Here is a 15,793-nt window from a genome sequence, read left to right on the forward strand (position 1 = left end):
CTTTCGATGACCATGGACAAGCCGCGATCATTTGCCTGAACGCGAGCGGAGAGCCTCTGCTGAAATCAAATCCGCCAGCGGCAGCCTCTCCCTGCAAAGGCAATCGACGATGCGGACAAGCATGTACGCTGCATCCAGCTTTGGATGGAAGCACGGCCCATCGGTTCCCTCGCTTGGAGCATGGCAAAACATCTCGAGCAAACGGACAAGCTGCTCTTCCGTCAACCGCTCGCCTGTATGACAAAACAGTTCAAGCCCTTCCCCGTTTGGCAGAAGACGTACCCCCATATCAGCCTGACAGCTCCTGACGCCATCGGCAATCGACCCGACCATCGCGGTAATTCCCAGCTCAGCCAATACCGGATACAACAGGCCAAGCAAAAAGCGGGAATCGCATTCAATCAGCAGCTTATAGCCTTTTTCCCTGATCGCTTCACGGTTCACCTGCATAAGCAGCGCCTCTATGTACGCATCCTGGACGCGATGCTCCACATGCAGCTGGCCCAGGTGACGCAGGGAGCGCCCGTACCTTTCCTGCCGATAGGCGAGCTCGATGCTTTGCTGCATCTCACGGGTGATGGGCAAACCATTTTGGTCGACAAACAGAAGCGTTACTCGCTTTTCGCCCGGCAGCTTTGCCGTCTGAATATGGATGCCGCCTGTGCAGGAGGTGCTTTGTACGCCGTAGCGCAGCAGAGGGGCACTGCCGACACCGATATCGACCGTGTCAATCCCCGCTGAACACAAGCTGGTCATGATACTGTGTTTGAGCAATTGAGCAAAGGGATGCTCGCAAGCGCAAAGCGCAACCCGGCTGCCCATCGGCAGCTCGCAGGCGTAGGCCCCAGCCAGACGGGTGACGAACTCCGGGGTTATATCGACATTCCCAACCCCCGCAATCCCTTGGTTCCCAAACAAGCTCCTCGGCTGTTTGTTGCCGTAAATAACCGAGTGGTTCACCGTCGCCGCTTCCTCAATCGCTTTGTGAGGCCAGATCGACACACCCGCCTTGACACTGGCAGCGCGGCCGATACGGCAGCCATCTCCCACAACCGCGTTCTCCCCGAGCAGGACACAATCGCCGACGCTTGCGTTCCTCCCGACAATGCTGCCCAAAACCTTCGTCCCCGTCCCGACATAGCTGTTTTCCCAGAGGATCGCCTGGGTCAGCACAGATCCCTCCGATACGACGGTCTGACTCCCGATGACGGAGTAAGCCCCGATGGATGTCCCCGTTTGCAGATGAGCCCCCTTGCCGATCAAAAGAGGACCCTCCAGCCTTACGGACGCATCGATTGCAAGGTCCCCTTCCACATAAATTCCGGGAGCGAGCTGTCTGGCATGGATGGCTTTGTTCGTCTTGCCGTCCAGCAGATCGCATTGGACCTGCTTGTATTCCGGCAAAGAGTCGATGCCTGACCAGTACTCCGTCATCACGTAACCGCCAAGAGGCATTCCTTGGCGGAAAAGAGCGACAGCCAATTGCTCCGGTCTCAAGAAATTCACCTCTGCCTGAAGTACTGAGAAAATCTCCGGCTCCAGCAAAAAAATTCCCGTTCCCACACCAAAGCTGTCTTTTCCGCCTGTTTGATCAGCTACCCCTGCTATTACCCCATCACGATTTGTCCAGACCTGAAGGCCCTCCGAGCAGGCCCTGCCGCCAGACAGCACAAACGTTGCCATGGAACGTTTTTCCCGGTGGAAGCTCAGCGCTTCCGACAGATTGCAATCGGTCAAAATGTCTCCGCGGATCACAACACATGTATCATTCAAAAATTCTGCCAGGCTCTGCTGATTGTTTTTATCCCCAGCAGTCTGCCTTTGCTCTTCGAAATAGGTCAGCGACACGCCAAACCGGGAGCCGTCGCCAAAATAGTCCCGAATGAGATCGGGACAGTATTGCAGCGAGACGCCAATATCGGCAATGCCATGCTGTTTTAACAGCTCGACGGTATACGCCATGCAAGGGCGGTTTAACAATGGCAGCATTGATTTTGGGGTATGCACGGTCAAGGGAAGAAGCTCATCGCCCTTGCCGCCCGCCAGGATTACAGCCTTCATCCACGGTACCTCCTCCTATAACAATCGTCCGGACCCCCGGGAAAGAAGCATACGTTCACTTTATTCCGTTCATCCGGCCAATAGAACAAACGAGCGTATTCCTGTTTGAAAAAGATTATGCCCTCCATACGGACCGCACCTGAATGTGCTCTTTGCCGGAACAACTGATTCCCGGCAGGCAGCGTTACGGGCTCTGAACGCAAGACGGGGCAAAACCGACGATGGTGAAACAATCCAAAATCAACAAGATACGTACCTCCCGGGCAAAGGTGCTCGACAAGAATGTCTCTGTCATCATCCTGAATGTACATTTCTCTCACTGAGTCATGCGGTTCACCATTGCTGCGGAGTTTCGCGGCATCGTAGATACGAAGCCCTGGTGTCACTTCCCGTTCGTCAGCCGACAAATAGGAAGCTATCATTCTCAGCCGGACTGTGCTAATGTCCCACCTGACATAAAGGGCGTCAGGTCTTTGTACTGAGGCCAAAACTCTGTTGTGGCCAAACGGAAACGGGCTCTCCTGAGAATCGGAATTCAACTGTGAATGAATTGGAACTGATCGCATGAGCACCGTACATCGCTCCCCTCCGTCGTATTTCCCTACGAGTTGGTTCTCACTGATACTCCGCAGGCTGTTTATGGATCAACCACCATTGCAATCATAGCGAAAGCGGCAGACAAAAACTGTCGAACCCTGCAAACGCATCGCTTGTTCTTTTGTCGAGTGAACACCTCTTTTTCGCCATCATCGTACAAAAGTCGTTGAGAACGACTCCGTTGGAGGGTATCACGATTGATTTGCAGAATTTTCAACAAAATGGAATTTTATGAATAAGGGGAGCATTGTGGTGAATGCATTGCAAGTGGATATCGAGCAATATCGCGGAAGCTCAAAAGAGATCGGAGGGAATGGAAATCTTTCTCTCGACATCGTAAGCGGCTATTATCAGTCCAATCAAACTACATAACCATGCTAAAAAAAGAGCCCACCTGTGCGGTGGTCCCGGTCTAGAAAAATTTTTTCCGATCACGTTCTTCTTTCAGTATTTCCACTGCTTCCCGGAAACGCAGCGAGTGAATGACTTCCCGTTCCCGCAGGAATTTCAGACCGTCCTGGAGGTCAACGTCATCGGTCATATCGATCAGCCACTGATAGGTCGCTCTCGCTTTCTCTTCCGCGGCAATGTCCTCGTACAGATCTGCGATTGGATCGCCCTTGGCTTGAATATAGGTTGCCGTCCAGGGAACACCGGATGCATTTTGATAAAATAATGCCTTGTCGTGGTTGGCGTAATGATCGCCCAGCCCATTCTCTATCATCTGCTCGGGCGTGGCGTCCTTCGTCAGTTTGTATACCATCGTCGCGATCATTTCTAGATGAGCGAACTCTTCCGTACCGATATCTGTGAGCAAACCGATTACCTTGTCAGGAATCGAATACCGCTGGTTCAGATAGCGGAGAGCTGCTGCCAGTTCGCCATCTGCGCCACCGTACTGCTCAAGCAGGAATTTTGCCATGCGCGGGTCGCATTTGCTCACGCGGACCGGATATTGCAATTTCTTTTCATATACCCACACGATGTGTTCTCCTCCTCGTCTTTATACCTGCCAGGGCCACGGAGTGTCGATCCACTGCCACGGGTATCCTGAGAAACTGAGGCCAAACTGCAGCAGCGGACCGTAGCTTGCTTCAAACTCGCAGGCTACCTTCCAGCGCTCTTCGGATATTTGGTTGAATTGCTGCAGCGCGTCGGCGTCATTGCTGTGGGTATCCAGATAGAGCGTTAATTCGACCAAGACGAAATCAAGCGCCTGCAGTTCATGCAGCAGTTGGTAGTAACGCTCGTCAACAGGCCTGGGTTCATTCATTTTTTTCTCCTCCCTTCGCTCCTGTCGCCGCGTCCCTCATATGGGCTGTACAGCTCTGGCCACAGTGTGCCATGAAAAAGCGCCTCACGGGGTGAAAACTGCGGCAAATTGGGAGGTTGAAAGTGGATGAACAGCTCCGGCGGAACCACATATGTCTTCACTCGCTGCGGGGGGCAGGGATCAAACGGGCTGACATACGGATAGTAGACACGGTACTGGGAGTACAATGCTGGAACCTCCTTGGGAATAGGTCTTTGACTAACCACTACCACTCTATGACAATCACCCATGCCCGGTGTTGGGCAAACGCCCGTTTCGCAGTTAGACCGCCCGTGAAAAGGAAAGCGGCTGTTCCTTCTGCAGCATTGCCGCCTTTGGAACAGCCTTTTCAGAATTCTCGCGAGATTTTCTTGCCTGCTACCTAAAGAAAGCCTCTACAGTCTCATTGACGAAGTTTGCCTTCTCCATCGAAAGCACGTGTCCCGCGCCTCGGACCAAGTGCGTTTCTATTCCGGGCACAAGCTTCTTCGCCCGTTCCAACGCCTCTCTCGGATTGTAAATGACTTCTTCATCGCCCATCATGACGAGCAGGGGAACGCAAATCGATGCCAGCTCCTCGTCCGTAAAGACGTAAGGAAACCCGTTTTCTTTCGGAATTCCGCTTCTGGCTTCATCCTTCCACGCCACCGCTTCGTGAAACTGCTCGGAAAACGTCTCTGGCAGCAGATAGCGGCCCGCAAACATCCAGTCCAGAAATGCTTTCACGCCATTCGGCTGAAGCAACCCGAAAGCGTATGTATAAAAATCCTGATGAAAATGGACGAACGACTCGGCAGGGCTGATGACGACCGCTCGCTCGATTCGCTCGGGTGCGCGTACGAGCAGATTGACTGCATGCATGCCGCCAAGCGACAAACCAACCAACCGCGCTCTTCCGATCCCCAGCTGGTCAAATACCTCCAGCAGCCACGCAGCGTATTCGGCCCTGCTGGAGCACCCTGGGCCGGGAATGCTCCTGTTCTTGTCTCCCAAAATATCTACCGCAATGATCCGATAGCGGCGGCTCCACGCTTCCGCATTCGGAAACCACATCGTCGAGCTGAACAGGGCACCGTGCAGCAGCACCAAAGGAGGCGCATCAGCCGGGCCGCTGGCGATAATATGGGTCATGCCGAATGTTGTCGGTACGTAAAACGCCTCGTACGGAACAGGCCACAGCGCGAGACTGGCTGCGTACGCTTCTTGAAAGCGCTTCCCTCCCTCGCCAAGATCAGGGTATGCTTGATCGTTAAGATGTTCAAGCTGCTTTTTTTCCATCTCTCATTTCCACCCTTTCGACAGTCGATAAGTACGTTCCAATTTATGGATGGGTCGGGCAAATAAAATAATACAGATTTCAATTTAAATATATTACAGTTTTTAAAAATTATCAATATCATGATTTTATGATATAAAACAGATATATTATTTTTATTGTAACAGATATTTATTCAACAATGTCACTCTGCTTTCCAGCTCTAAAACAGGAGCGAGTCTTTGCCTCCTGTCGATATTGGTCTTTCATCGGAAAATGCGTACGAACACGCTAGTGATTCATCCATCTTAATAGAAGAAACTCGTTTAAATTTATTTCTCAGTATGAACCGCATTTATCTGCGGTTCTTTTTTACTTTAATGATTTAAGCTTTACCTCATCTACTTATGTGCGTTGTCAGTTTGGTTGTCAAAGGCGTTGTCGATCATAACGTCCTGAAATTCGGAACGACTGGTTTCCACTTAATACAACGGCGGGTTCCATGTCAGCTGCTTCATTACTTCGTTGACCTTCTTTGAACACCCTGCAAAACCAGGTTATCGTGTAGCCGGAACATCTGAACCTGCCCACGGTGCGACCATATCACAAAGTATTCCCTCTGATCGTGGAATTCCCTCACGATACGACCCCATTCTGTAGCAGCTCTTTGGCCGCCTGTTTATTGCACAATAGAAATGCCTAATATTGCAGCGTAAAAATGCTCAAGACAGATACAAAAAAGGCACTTGTCAGCATCAATACTTCCTCCTACCGTTAGGTTTGGGACAACTTAGCGAAGGAGAATGGAAAGGATGCTGAAAATGCCTCAACAACACTATATCAGGTTTTTACGCGAAGTAGAAGGATGCTCGGTAAACGAGATTGCAGAACGTGTGGGTGTTCACTGGCGGACTGCCAAAAAATATGCCGATCAAACGGATTGGAATGCCTCGCTGAGAAAACGAAAGGGCAGAAGTCGTGTCATGGGTCCGTTTATGGAGATCGTCGATACCTGGTTGGAGGAGGACCGTTTGGTCCCCCGTAAGCAGCGACACACAGGTGTGCGTATTTTCCAACGTTTGCGCGACGAGCATCAATTTACAGGTGGACAACGTACAGTATTGGCCTATGTGCAGAGACGAAAAAATGAAATGGAACTGAACCGTGCCAAAACGTACGAACGGTTAGAACATCCACCAGGTGAAGCACAAGTGGACTTTACAACCATTGAAGTATGCCGAGATCATCAGTTGCTCACATACAAACTGCTTGTAATGTCTTTTCCGTACAGCAATGCCGCCTTCGTTTATCCGACACCGGCGGAGAATCAGGAATGCTTTTTGGAGGCGATGAAGCTGTGCTTTGAACAAATGGGAGGTGTTCCGCAGCGAATCTGGTTTGACAATCTCTCCGCTGCCGTCGTTCATATCGAGAAGCAGGGCGAACGGCAATTAACGGAAGGCTTCCAGCGATTCTCCGCTCACTACCGGTTTGAAGCTGTCTTTTGCAACCCATACAGTGGCCATGAGAAAGGGCACGTGGAGAACAAATGCGGGTACTCCAAGCGCAATTGGGCCGTGCCGATTCCCATCTATGAAAGCCATGAACAGTTAGCCGCCTACTTCGCCGAGCAAGCAAGACGAGATCGTGATCGTCAGCATTATGCCCTAAATCGTTGCATCGCAGATCTGTGGGAGGACGATCGCTGTAAATTGCTTACCTTGCCGGAGCATGGATTTGAGGCTTTTCGCTTGGGTGCTGCAGTGGTGAATAAGTATGGAGAGATTCGGATGGATGAAATGACGGTTCCGTTGCTGGGGATGGCAATACCAGGCAGCGAGGTACTGATCCAAATGTTTTGGGATCGCCTCGTCATTCTAAATGGCCAACACCAGCTAATTCGGGAAGTACCTAGACCTTATACGGGACGAACTGTGGACGTTCCGTGGTCACAAGTATGCGCTGGATGGCTGAAAAAACCACGTAGTGTGACGCACTCACAGTTTCTCCGTATGCTACCGGAGATCTTGCAAGGGTATGTAACCGTGAAGGATCTGACAGAGCGAAAAGATCGTCTTCAGGCAATGTCGCACTGGTGTGACATTTACACCATCGAACAGATTCAGGAGGTAATTGCTCTACTAGGCCAAGACACACCGGTTACACGTATCACGGCCGTACTAGGCGTAAAATACGGCAGTCGTGACCTCCCTGTCACGTGGGAGGAGACGCTGTCCCCTCCGGGAACTCGCGTAGAAGGATCCCTCCAACGCTATAATCAACTTGTGGGGGTGAGCTGAGATGCCGACGGCATTGGGAGATCTGTGCCGGCAACTCCGATTGGCGCATGTCGTGGACTACGTATCCGTTCAGCAGAATGAACAGATTCGCGGCATTGTGGAGCAAATCCTTGTTGCGGAACTCGACGGTCGTCGCCGTGCCAAGTTAGGTAAGCTTGTTCAGCAGGCAGGGTTCCCACATAGTAAGACTTTCGAGGGGTATGTGTATGACCATATCTCTTTCCCGAGTGGCAGTAGCCCAGAGCTGCTCCAGGAATTGGATTGGCTCGAACGCAAAGAAAATTTACTCTTAATGGGTGCCGTAGGCACAGGAAAAACCCATATGGCAACGGCACTGGGCGTGGAGGCTTGCCGCCGGGGCAAGGCGGTACAGTTCTACCGGGCTTCCGACTTGGTTTCTGTGCTTCAGGAAAAATTTGCGGCGGGAACACTCAGCCGATTTCGCGAGAAATTGAAAAAGATAGATTTACTCATTCTTGATGAAGTTGGCTACGTGCCGTTCAGCCAAACCGGGTCTGAGTTATTGTTTAACGTGATTGCGGATTGCTATGAGCAACAGAGTGTGATTGTTACGTCCAACCTGGAGTTTGGCCAATGGACGTCGGTATTTGGAGACACGAAGCTCACATCGGCGCTTGTTGATCGCCTGGTGCACCACGCTCATATTCTTTCATTTACGGGCGAGAGTTTCCGCTTCAAGCAGGCAATGGATAGGATTCCTCTGTAGTTTTTCAAACAGCTGGCAAGTGCTTAGGCAATTTTAGCTGCAAAACTGAGCATTTTCTACTTGCAAAACACAGCCGCCTCCTTCTCTTGGGCATAAACGATACTGCCCATGGCCCGGATTCCGTTTGCCAGAATACCTGGGATCTTTAACGGGGCTGATTGGGTTAAAGCCAGATCGTCCTTCAAATAGGAAATGGTCTTGTTCAGAATAAACCAGTTGTGCAGCAGTTCCTTTGGCTCCATTCGTATATCACCCACACGAACGTTTGTTTGCGCTTATTATATGCGCATGTTGGACGCTTGAGCAAACAGGAAAAACTCCACAGCTACTTATGTTTCATCGATTCAATCCGTTCCTTCGTAATCTGATAGTAGCCAGGATCAATTTCAAATCCTATAAACTGTCTATCATTGATAATGGCCGCCTGTGCTACCGGACCGGAGCCGAGAAAAAAATCTACAACGAGTTCCCCGCGCTGGCTACTATTTAAAATCATCGGGGCAATTAATTCGGGTAGCTTTTCAGTCGGATGAACCGTTTTGTTTCCTGATATCTTCGGTATACTCCATATGTCCCTCGCCTTTCTCGTACCGATCCGTCTGGCTTTCTGTTTTCCTTTTACCGCAAAAATTATGAACTCATGCTGGAAACGATATTGCCACCCCATCCCCATATGCACCTTGTCCCACACAATGCAATTCTTGATTACAAAGCCTACCCGCTGCATCCATAGGGAAATGAGAGGGTACATGCGCCAATCAATACATACATAGATATGACGCCCTGGTTTCAAAACCCGGTAAGTTTGCCGTAACCATTGAAAGGTAAAACGCTGGTAGTCCCTGTGCGGGAGATTGTCATTAGCGATAATGTTGAACCGGGGCCTTTTCGTTTTGGTTTGAGTCGTTCCGCCAAATCCGAGATTGTACGGCGGGTCGGTCACAATTAGGTCTACAGAGTTGTCTTCAATTATCTGCTTAGCTCCTTCGATACAATCCATGTTGTAAATCAATGTTGATCCTCCGATAGAACATTTGTTCGTTTTTTGGTTATAAAAAATTCCCTCCCCCGGATGACTCCGAAGGAGGGATTTTTTATTTTGATGATTCTCTTTTCTTTACACTTCTTATTTGATAGAGAAAAAATCAGTTACTACAAGCAAGTTAAAAACACGTCTACCCTCTTACTGAGCAACTACAAATCCTAATGCATTATGATGTTCCATGGGTCTGCGGGATCAACCTCTCCCCTAATAGTGTAGCTCTCCTCTCGAGTTCCACCAATTCCAGGAATATCATATTTGATCGTGCCCTTTCCTTCGGCGGTAAGGAAAGTGGAACCTCCTACTCTCTTAGTGTCTGCTTTCTGGGAAGAGTAGGTAACTGATGCAAATACGGAACTATGCTCCTGCCAGACATCGTCTTTATCTCCGCTAATTTTAAAATGTCGATTATCTTTAGTTACATTATCAACAACCACTGTAATCGCTGCGTGTGCATGTATTCCCCAACTATAATTTTTCTTAAAGTTATACTTATATCCTGAAGCAGCCAATGATTCAGTTTTTACTTTAGACGTAGGAGTAACTTCCACACTATAAGTTATTGAGCTACCATCTGAAAACTTTAAGACTACTGGTTTATTTGGAGAAACCTTGACACCATCCGAATTAGTCTTTTTGTATTCTTGAAGTTTCTGTTTTTCTAAGTTAGCATTAAATGCATCAGGAATTTTTTCCGTTTGCTTACTTTTGTTGGAATCGAGAGTTTGTGCTTCAACTATTGTGTTGGCAAATAAGCCAAAGCACAAAGAAGCAGTTAAAGCTAGCGATAACAATGCTTTTTTCATGACAATTACTCCCCAATCTGTAATTTATTTTTAAGGAGGTTATTGATTATGGCTGATTTTCTTCGAATCTTGTTTGTAGTTGCATTAAACGCAGCATTTTGGATCTTGGTTGTATATTGTGCTATATGGTTGTACAAGAAAACAAAAAGGAAATAAACCAATAATTTCCTCCTCCCATTCTTACTATACAATTTGGTATGAATGGAAGTCAATGTAAATTAGATAGTTCTTCTGCAAAACATTAAATTACTCTTCTTCTACTTGATTTTATTGGTAGAGAAAGTAGAATTTCTTTTTAAACCTCGCAATTGTGACTTTAATGACCAAAAGAAAACCAAATCAACACTTGAATATTTAAGCAAATGTATTTTATCCTACCCTCCCTCGGATTCCACCGAAGGAGGGCTTTACTCATTGTCGCGGTATCCCCGCAGCATCCCGCAGAGCGTTGGCAGCGTAGTGCGCAGCCGCTTGTACTTGCTTGTCCCCGCTGGCGATCCAGAGCGCTCCAAGTACGCCGATCACCTTCTCGGCAGCCGCTTTGTCGATTGTGTTATTAACAGGCTTTTCCACATTTTGCACAGCTGTATCCCACCACCCCTCATTGCCTAGACCATCGTTGAGGTCTACCTGGTGACCAGCAAGCTCCTGCCCGTTCTTGTACTGGTAGAGGTTCGTTGCGTACGAAAGCCGCCCCTTGCTCCAAGCATATGTCTGCCAGAAGTGAGAGCAAGCCCCGCGACGAGCCATTTCCTCAATGACAGCATAGGAGCCGTACACCCCGACAAAATAGCCGGGGAGCTCCTTCGCAGCTGCGCGAAGGTAGGATTCTATGGCTGCGTAATCCTTCGGCTGCGCGTCGTAGTCTACAGCGAAGTAGATGGCCGTCCCCTCCGGCTGGCCGATCTGCTTGGCCTCCTGAAAGGCTGCCTTGCCGTCTCTTGTCCCATTGGCCGCACCGCCCGCAGCGTCATTGGTGCCCCGCTGGAAAACGGAAACAATCTTCATGTCTGCCGCCGTGATCAGCTCTGCCTCGCTGCGCGTCAACCGCTTCCACGACATGCTGCTCGGAACGAGATATCGGCAGACGAATTTCATGCCTGCCGCTGCCATCGCCTTTGCTCTTTCAGCCGTCAATGGGACGGCGCAATCAATGCCCTTAGTTGTTGCTGTCACGCTGATTCCCCCTTTCGTTTAGTTGCTCCATCATCTGCTTAAAGAAGGCCGGAAACGGAACACCGGGATGACCGAGGTTTTCAAGAATGGAGAATCCTTCACGCCCTATATAGAAGTACAATGCCAACGTTCGGAATACTGGCGTATCATTCCCCATGAGTTGATCCAACATGACCGCCATTCCGACGACTACAAGAATGACGCTCTTCCTGATCCCGCCCCAAAACATGACTTCCGAGTCAACACTTTTGGACCGAACGGCCCCGAGTAAACCGGTAAAATAATCTGCGATCATTGCGTAAACCAGAAGCTTGAGTGTAATATCCCACCCGCCCAGGAACGCGCTGAGTGTCGATCCAACTACGGCCACCACGCCGCCAACTGTCGTTTCCTTTCCGTTTGCTCCAATCGCTGCTGTGATAAAAGTATCTTTCATACTCAATGGTTTTCCCTCCTTGTCCCCATTAGGGAAAAATAAGGGAGCCACTCCTGCAGCTCCCCATGAAAAAACGCCTCTCTCGATTTGAGAAAAGGCGTTTACGCTACTTCTTGAGCAGCGAGATATTCAGCTACCGGCACGCGGTAAGCTTCCGGGACCACTTTCTCCCCATCAGCTCCTGTCGGCTCGATCAGCCAACCACCGGACTTGACCAGAATAGCATAGGGCGCGATCATATAAGGTCTCACCATCATTGCTCACCTCCCTTCAAGGCTTGTACCTCTGCCTCCAGCGCCGCGATCTTGCCGACCAGTTCTGTATGATTCTTCGTGAATTCTTCCCGCATGGCCGTCATTTCCGCATCCATATAGGCGATTGTTTCATACAGCACTTGAATTTCTGCCGGCAGACCCTCCGTGTGTCCCGGCGTCTCTACCAGCTCGTCAAAAGTTCCGTCAGGATTTCTTTTTCTGTATCGCACTACTTAAACACCCCCACCAGCATTGTGGCTGCTTGAGTTGAACTCGTGTTCGTCCTGGACAGTGTTTTCTTAAACACTACATCTGCTTTTGGTGCAGCTGCCGTGCCGATGAACTGGTCCTCAGTAATTTCGGTATTCAGATCAACGCTGTCTTTGGTCATGGCCACGTATTGCTCCGGCTGCCCCGGTCTCAACAAAAGATGCCTCTGCATCGATAACCAGGTCTCCCTTTTCTCGTTTCTGCCAAGCAAGGATTTCCTTGGCTGAGCCGAGAGGCGGGAGAATTCGATACCGAGCAACGGCTTTCTTCATGGGTACTTCTGTTATTACGTTATTGATGTCAAATTTTTTGCTGTGACAGCTCCAAATTGGTCTCTTGCGGCAATAACAAGTTTGTTGTTTCCATCCTTTAGGTCGCTTACTCTTATGGTAATTGACCAGTTTCCATTTGATGTGCCAATTAGCTTCGTCCCGTTAGAGTTTAGCGAGTATTCCACAGAAACCTTGTCCCCGTCTGGATCAGACGCAGTCCCGGAAAGCGTGATCGTGTCAGGCGGTATCAGGCCGGATTGTACAGGCGTGAAGGTGTCGACTGTGATAACTGGAGGTTTGTTAATTTTGATAGTGAATGATCGCGTTACTACGGCTGATTTACCACCTTGAGAATCCTCTGCCCATACGGAAAGCGTGTGCGTAATCCCCTCGTAAAGTGCATCTGACACCATAGTTGTGCCATCATACAAACGATAGCCCTTCTTTGTGAGTGTTTTTCAAAAGAGAAAGGGACTATTCCCATTAGATACTCCAGAAGCAAGGTTATGTTCAGTGCCGTTGTTAATCTTGTACTTGATCGTTACTACATCGCCGCTGTCTTCATCTGTCGCACTTCCCGCGACTGTGAATGTGCTCTCTTCGGTTAACACTTGGTTATTGGATGTTGACAGGGATACCGTTGGAACAGAATTAAGCACCTCAAGAACAGGCCGCCAGCCCACAGAACTCATACTGTTATTGTTTCCGATTATCCCAATATATCCAGCTGGAAGGTATCCTCTTGTTCTTCTGGTTTTAGAAACTTCGTTCTCAATTTCCTGTACCATTGTAAGTACATACATCCAATTTCAGAATCGATTGAGTTCGCCCTTGAATTGGATATTCCAAGCATCCAAGTCTCCGTAATCGCTTCTGAAATCACTACTACTTGGTATAGGAAGGCCAGGAATGTTAGCTTTGTTTAATACATATCTGTTCCACTCGTTGTCTCCTGACTGTGCGTCTGAATTAGTCATGCCGCCTGTCAAAACTCTCAGGGTATACCTTTTTCCATCAATTGTAACGCGAGTTCCTGTGATTCTTCCCAAATTGTCCATTTCGACAGGCCGGAAATAGCACAAAATCGCCCGATCGCAAATCAGAAGTGTTATATTTCCATCACGTATTTTGTGCCAATACAACTGATTTTCTTCTACTGGATCAGTGTTTCCGATGTACCACTTACTTGCAGGTTCACCGAAAGCCGAAGGTAGGTTTCCTTTTCCGATGTTATAATTTGGAACTTGGTCTGGAACATGGCTTTGTTGGTCTTGGAAGAGCCGTGGAGTCGCGGTATAACGTCCCGAGTTTTTGGCCGGTCTACTTTGACCAATATTGCGGAAAAAGTGGTTACTTCTCCAGAATTGTCCCGGAGAGACACCTCAAACTGGTTCCTGTCATTGATGTAGTCTGACGCTCGGAACGTGTAATCCACCGGCGAGTTTCTGGCAATCGAAGTCCAGTCTTTTTTGATGGTCCCGTTCAGTTTAATTTGGTACTGAAGAGTGTCTTCCGGATTTGGATCATCTGCTTTCAGGCGGATCGTGAAGTCGTTTGTCCCTGTGTAGACGGCCTGCCCTTCTACTAACGGTTGATTATTGGCTGCCAATGAAACGCTCAGCGTCGGGCTTAGGTTCCTGTCTGTTTCCTGGATCGCGAAGCTTATGCCGTCGTTCCCGTAGTTTGCGGCAAAATCGACTCTTTCTGCTGTAGACCCGTCAAAAACTTCTGTGTAGCCACTTGTCGGGTTAAGGGTTACTCCGTTTCTTGCGGCAGTGTTTGAAGAAATTGAGTCGGTACGTTTTCACGGAGAAATCCATGTAAACAGTGAACACTTTTACTGTTGAAAAGGTAATTTTTCCGGGAGTCTTGTTTACCTCCAATGTGCTTCCGTTCAGTGTGTAATTTTGAACAAAAAAAGACCCGCTTTTGCAATTGCAAACGAGTCTTTCCTGTCCGTATTATCTTCTCTTGGTTATCCGTCCGGAGCCCCCTACTTTGGTACGCGGCGGCGATTTGCTTCGGGGTGTCGAAAAGATCGACGACTTTTTGCTGGAGCTGCTGTCGGAAATGCTGCCGCTTTTGCTTGAAGAGCGGGTAATTTTCCCCTTCTTGCCTGACGGTGTATCCACTGCCTTCTTGGTGATGCTGCCATCGGCGCCAACCGTCGTATCTTTCCCTTTCGTTCCCCGTTTGATAATGCTGCCCGTTCCCTGTGTTGTGATCGGCGGAGTCTTTTTTATCTCCTCAGCGGTAGGCGTACGGTACGTCCCTGACGGTTTGTACACATCTTTGGTGGTATAGCCGCGGTACGTACCCGGATAGCTTTTGTGACCATCGAACAAATCATTTAGGATACTGGCGAGGATATACCCTTCCAGGAATGGAGGATTATAATTTTGTCGAACAAATTCCTTGCTGTCCACTTCGATCAGCGTGTCTGACGGCTTGGCCTCATCCTGCTGCAAATGATACCATTCATCTGCGTAGACGAGAAACATATGTTTCTCGTCCTCTTTGGAGATTTCGTCCGGCTCTCTTTGCGCGGACAACTCCTGGGCAACTTCCGGCACTGTTTTGTTCTCAGCGCGGTAAATGCGGGAGGTTTGGCCTCCGTCCTTGGATATTACAGATTCCAGCGGATAGGTTTCCCCTACTGATTGGGTACTGCATCCTGCAAGTGCAAGCAGCAACAGGGCCGGGACCAGGATGAGCTTGATCGCTTTATACAATTCCTGTCGCATGTCTCTCCCCCCTTACGTCCCGCGTATAATCTGCACGTCAGCCGGCAGGATGCTCTCCCCTTCATACAGCATAATGCGCCCGTCTTGCCATTCGATTCTGAGCAGACGACGATCATCTGATTGGAACTGCCAAATATGCTGCTCCCCCGAGGATGGAAACGCAGTGCTTCCCGTCGCGGTCACCTTTCCGGAAAATTGCTCTTCCAGATGGTACGTGGCGTCGTCCAATTCAATCGTGCTCGGGATCTCATCCACTGAATCCAGCCGCCCGTCAATGATGTTATACAGCTGATAAACAGTCCGCTCCCGCTCTTCAATCAAAAGATACCGCACCCGATTGCCATCCTGCAAAGTGAGCATCACGGCGTTTCGATTGAGATTTCGCGTCTTCCCCGTCACTTGATACGTCTCCAGCGAAACCTCGATCACATCTCCAGGTCCGACCGTGAGCAAACTCAATTCCTCTTGAGGAGGCTCATGCTTGGCAAAGATGTTTTGGATTCGCTTCCATACACTCATTCGTGAACCCCTCTCATTCTTT

20 protein-coding genes are annotated in these 15,793 nt (G+C 49.2%); 2 read left to right on the forward strand and 18 right to left on the reverse strand.

The window, feature by feature from the left end:
* Positions 1-27: 27 nt before the first annotated feature.
* The 6 genes from Q3F21_RS04430 to Q3F21_RS04450 all read right to left on the reverse strand — a co-directional run bounded on the left by Q3F21_RS04430 (position 28) and on the right by Q3F21_RS04450 (position 5,248).
* Positions 28-2,061, reverse strand: a complete 2,034-nt coding sequence (locus Q3F21_RS04430) for a sugar phosphate nucleotidyltransferase (RefSeq protein ID WP_340250260.1) — start codon at positions 2,059-2,061, stop codon at positions 28-30.
* Positions 2,058-2,627: a DUF4912 domain-containing protein gene (locus tag Q3F21_RS27390; RefSeq protein WP_425341214.1), complete on the reverse strand. Its 570-nt coding sequence runs from the start codon at positions 2,625-2,627 to the stop codon at positions 2,058-2,060. Before Q3F21_RS27390 ends, Q3F21_RS04430 begins: the two co-directional genes overlap by 4 nt.
* 443 nt (positions 2,628-3,070) lie before the next feature.
* Positions 3,071-3,640, reverse strand: a complete 570-nt coding sequence (locus Q3F21_RS04435; RefSeq protein ID WP_340250261.1) for a manganese catalase family protein — start codon at positions 3,638-3,640, stop codon at positions 3,071-3,073.
* A 21-nt stretch (positions 3,641-3,661) separates the two neighbouring features.
* Positions 3,662-3,931 carry a spore coat protein CotJB gene (locus Q3F21_RS04440; protein ID WP_340250262.1) on the reverse strand — a complete coding sequence of 90 codons (270 nt, stop codon included), beginning with the start codon at positions 3,929-3,931 and terminating at the stop codon, positions 3,662-3,664.
* Positions 3,928-4,158: a spore coat associated protein CotJA gene (locus Q3F21_RS04445; protein WP_340250263.1), complete on the reverse strand. Its 231-nt coding sequence runs from the start codon at positions 4,156-4,158 to the stop codon at positions 3,928-3,930. The genes Q3F21_RS04440 and Q3F21_RS04445 overlap by 4 nt, the downstream gene beginning before the upstream one ends.
* Positions 4,159-4,348: 190 nt before the next feature.
* Entirely contained in the window at positions 4,349-5,248 is a 900-nt protein-coding gene (locus Q3F21_RS04450) for an alpha/beta fold hydrolase (RefSeq protein ID WP_340250264.1), read from the reverse strand.
* A 789-nt stretch (positions 5,249-6,037) separates the two neighbouring features.
* Between Q3F21_RS04450 and istA the strand changes: the two genes are divergently transcribed.
* Together istA and istB are read left to right on the forward strand one after the other, a co-directional pair.
* Positions 6,038-7,525, forward strand: a complete 1,488-nt coding sequence (istA, locus tag Q3F21_RS04455; RefSeq protein ID WP_340250265.1) for an IS21 family transposase — start codon at positions 6,038-6,040, stop codon at positions 7,523-7,525.
* Position 7,526: 1 nt separating this feature from the next.
* Complete coding sequence (gene istB, locus Q3F21_RS04460) at positions 7,527-8,252, forward strand: IS21-like element helper ATPase IstB (protein ID WP_340250266.1); 726 nt, start codon at positions 7,527-7,529, stop codon at positions 8,250-8,252.
* A gap of 56 nt (positions 8,253-8,308) precedes the next feature.
* Here istB and Q3F21_RS04465 read toward each other — a convergent pair whose 3' ends face one another.
* The 12 genes from Q3F21_RS04465 to Q3F21_RS04520 form a co-directional block, all read right to left on the reverse strand.
* Positions 8,309-8,494: a hypothetical protein gene (locus tag Q3F21_RS04465; RefSeq protein WP_340250267.1), complete on the reverse strand. Its 186-nt coding sequence runs from the start codon at positions 8,492-8,494 to the stop codon at positions 8,309-8,311.
* A gap of 83 nt (positions 8,495-8,577) precedes the next feature.
* Positions 8,578-9,264 carry a DNA-methyltransferase gene (locus tag Q3F21_RS04470; protein ID WP_340250268.1) on the reverse strand — a complete coding sequence of 229 codons (687 nt, stop codon included), beginning with the start codon at positions 9,262-9,264 and terminating at the stop codon, positions 8,578-8,580.
* 191 nt (positions 9,265-9,455) lie between these two features.
* Entirely contained in the window at positions 9,456-10,100 is a 645-nt protein-coding gene (locus Q3F21_RS04475) for a hypothetical protein (protein ID WP_340250269.1), read from the reverse strand.
* A 411-nt stretch (positions 10,101-10,511) separates the two neighbouring features.
* Complete coding sequence (locus Q3F21_RS04480) at positions 10,512-11,276, reverse strand: DUF1906 domain-containing protein (protein ID WP_425341211.1); 765 nt, start codon at positions 11,274-11,276, stop codon at positions 10,512-10,514.
* A complete protein-coding gene (locus tag Q3F21_RS04485) occupies positions 11,260-11,712 on the reverse strand; it encodes a phage holin family protein (protein WP_340250438.1) in 453 nt (150 codons plus the stop codon). The genes Q3F21_RS04480 and Q3F21_RS04485 overlap by 17 nt, the downstream gene beginning before the upstream one ends.
* Positions 11,713-11,813: 101 nt before the next feature.
* Positions 11,814-11,969 (reverse strand): CD1375 family protein, encoded by a 156-nt coding sequence (locus Q3F21_RS04490; protein WP_340250270.1) that lies wholly within the window; start codon positions 11,967-11,969, stop codon positions 11,814-11,816.
* Positions 11,966-12,196 (reverse strand): hypothetical protein, encoded by a 231-nt coding sequence (locus Q3F21_RS04495; protein WP_340250271.1) that lies wholly within the window; start codon positions 12,194-12,196, stop codon positions 11,966-11,968. The genes Q3F21_RS04490 and Q3F21_RS04495 overlap by 4 nt, the downstream gene beginning before the upstream one ends.
* Complete coding sequence (locus Q3F21_RS04500) at positions 12,196-12,363, reverse strand: hypothetical protein (protein WP_340250272.1); 168 nt, start codon at positions 12,361-12,363, stop codon at positions 12,196-12,198. The genes Q3F21_RS04495 and Q3F21_RS04500 overlap by 1 nt, the downstream gene beginning before the upstream one ends.
* A 159-nt stretch (positions 12,364-12,522) precedes the next feature.
* Positions 12,523-12,939, reverse strand: a complete 417-nt coding sequence (locus Q3F21_RS04505; protein WP_340250273.1) for an Ig-like domain-containing protein — start codon at positions 12,937-12,939, stop codon at positions 12,523-12,525.
* Between the two features lie 722 nt (positions 12,940-13,661).
* The gene (locus tag Q3F21_RS04510) at positions 13,662-14,117 is read right to left on the reverse strand and encodes a hypothetical protein (RefSeq protein WP_340250274.1); all 456 of its coding nucleotides are present in this window, start codon (positions 14,115-14,117) and stop codon (positions 13,662-13,664) included.
* 352 nt (positions 14,118-14,469) lie between these two features.
* A complete protein-coding gene (locus Q3F21_RS04515; RefSeq protein ID WP_340250275.1) occupies positions 14,470-15,252 on the reverse strand; it encodes a DUF4247 domain-containing protein in 783 nt (260 codons plus the stop codon).
* 12 nt (positions 15,253-15,264) lie between these two features.
* The gene (locus tag Q3F21_RS04520) at positions 15,265-15,771 is read right to left on the reverse strand and encodes a DUF4178 domain-containing protein (RefSeq protein WP_340250276.1); all 507 of its coding nucleotides are present in this window, start codon (positions 15,769-15,771) and stop codon (positions 15,265-15,267) included.
* Between the last annotated feature and the right edge of the window lie 22 nt (positions 15,772-15,793).

Source organism: Brevibacillus borstelensis, assembly GCF_037834415.1.
Classification (GTDB): domain Bacteria; phylum Bacillota; class Bacilli; order Brevibacillales; family Brevibacillaceae; genus Brevibacillus; species Brevibacillus borstelensis_A.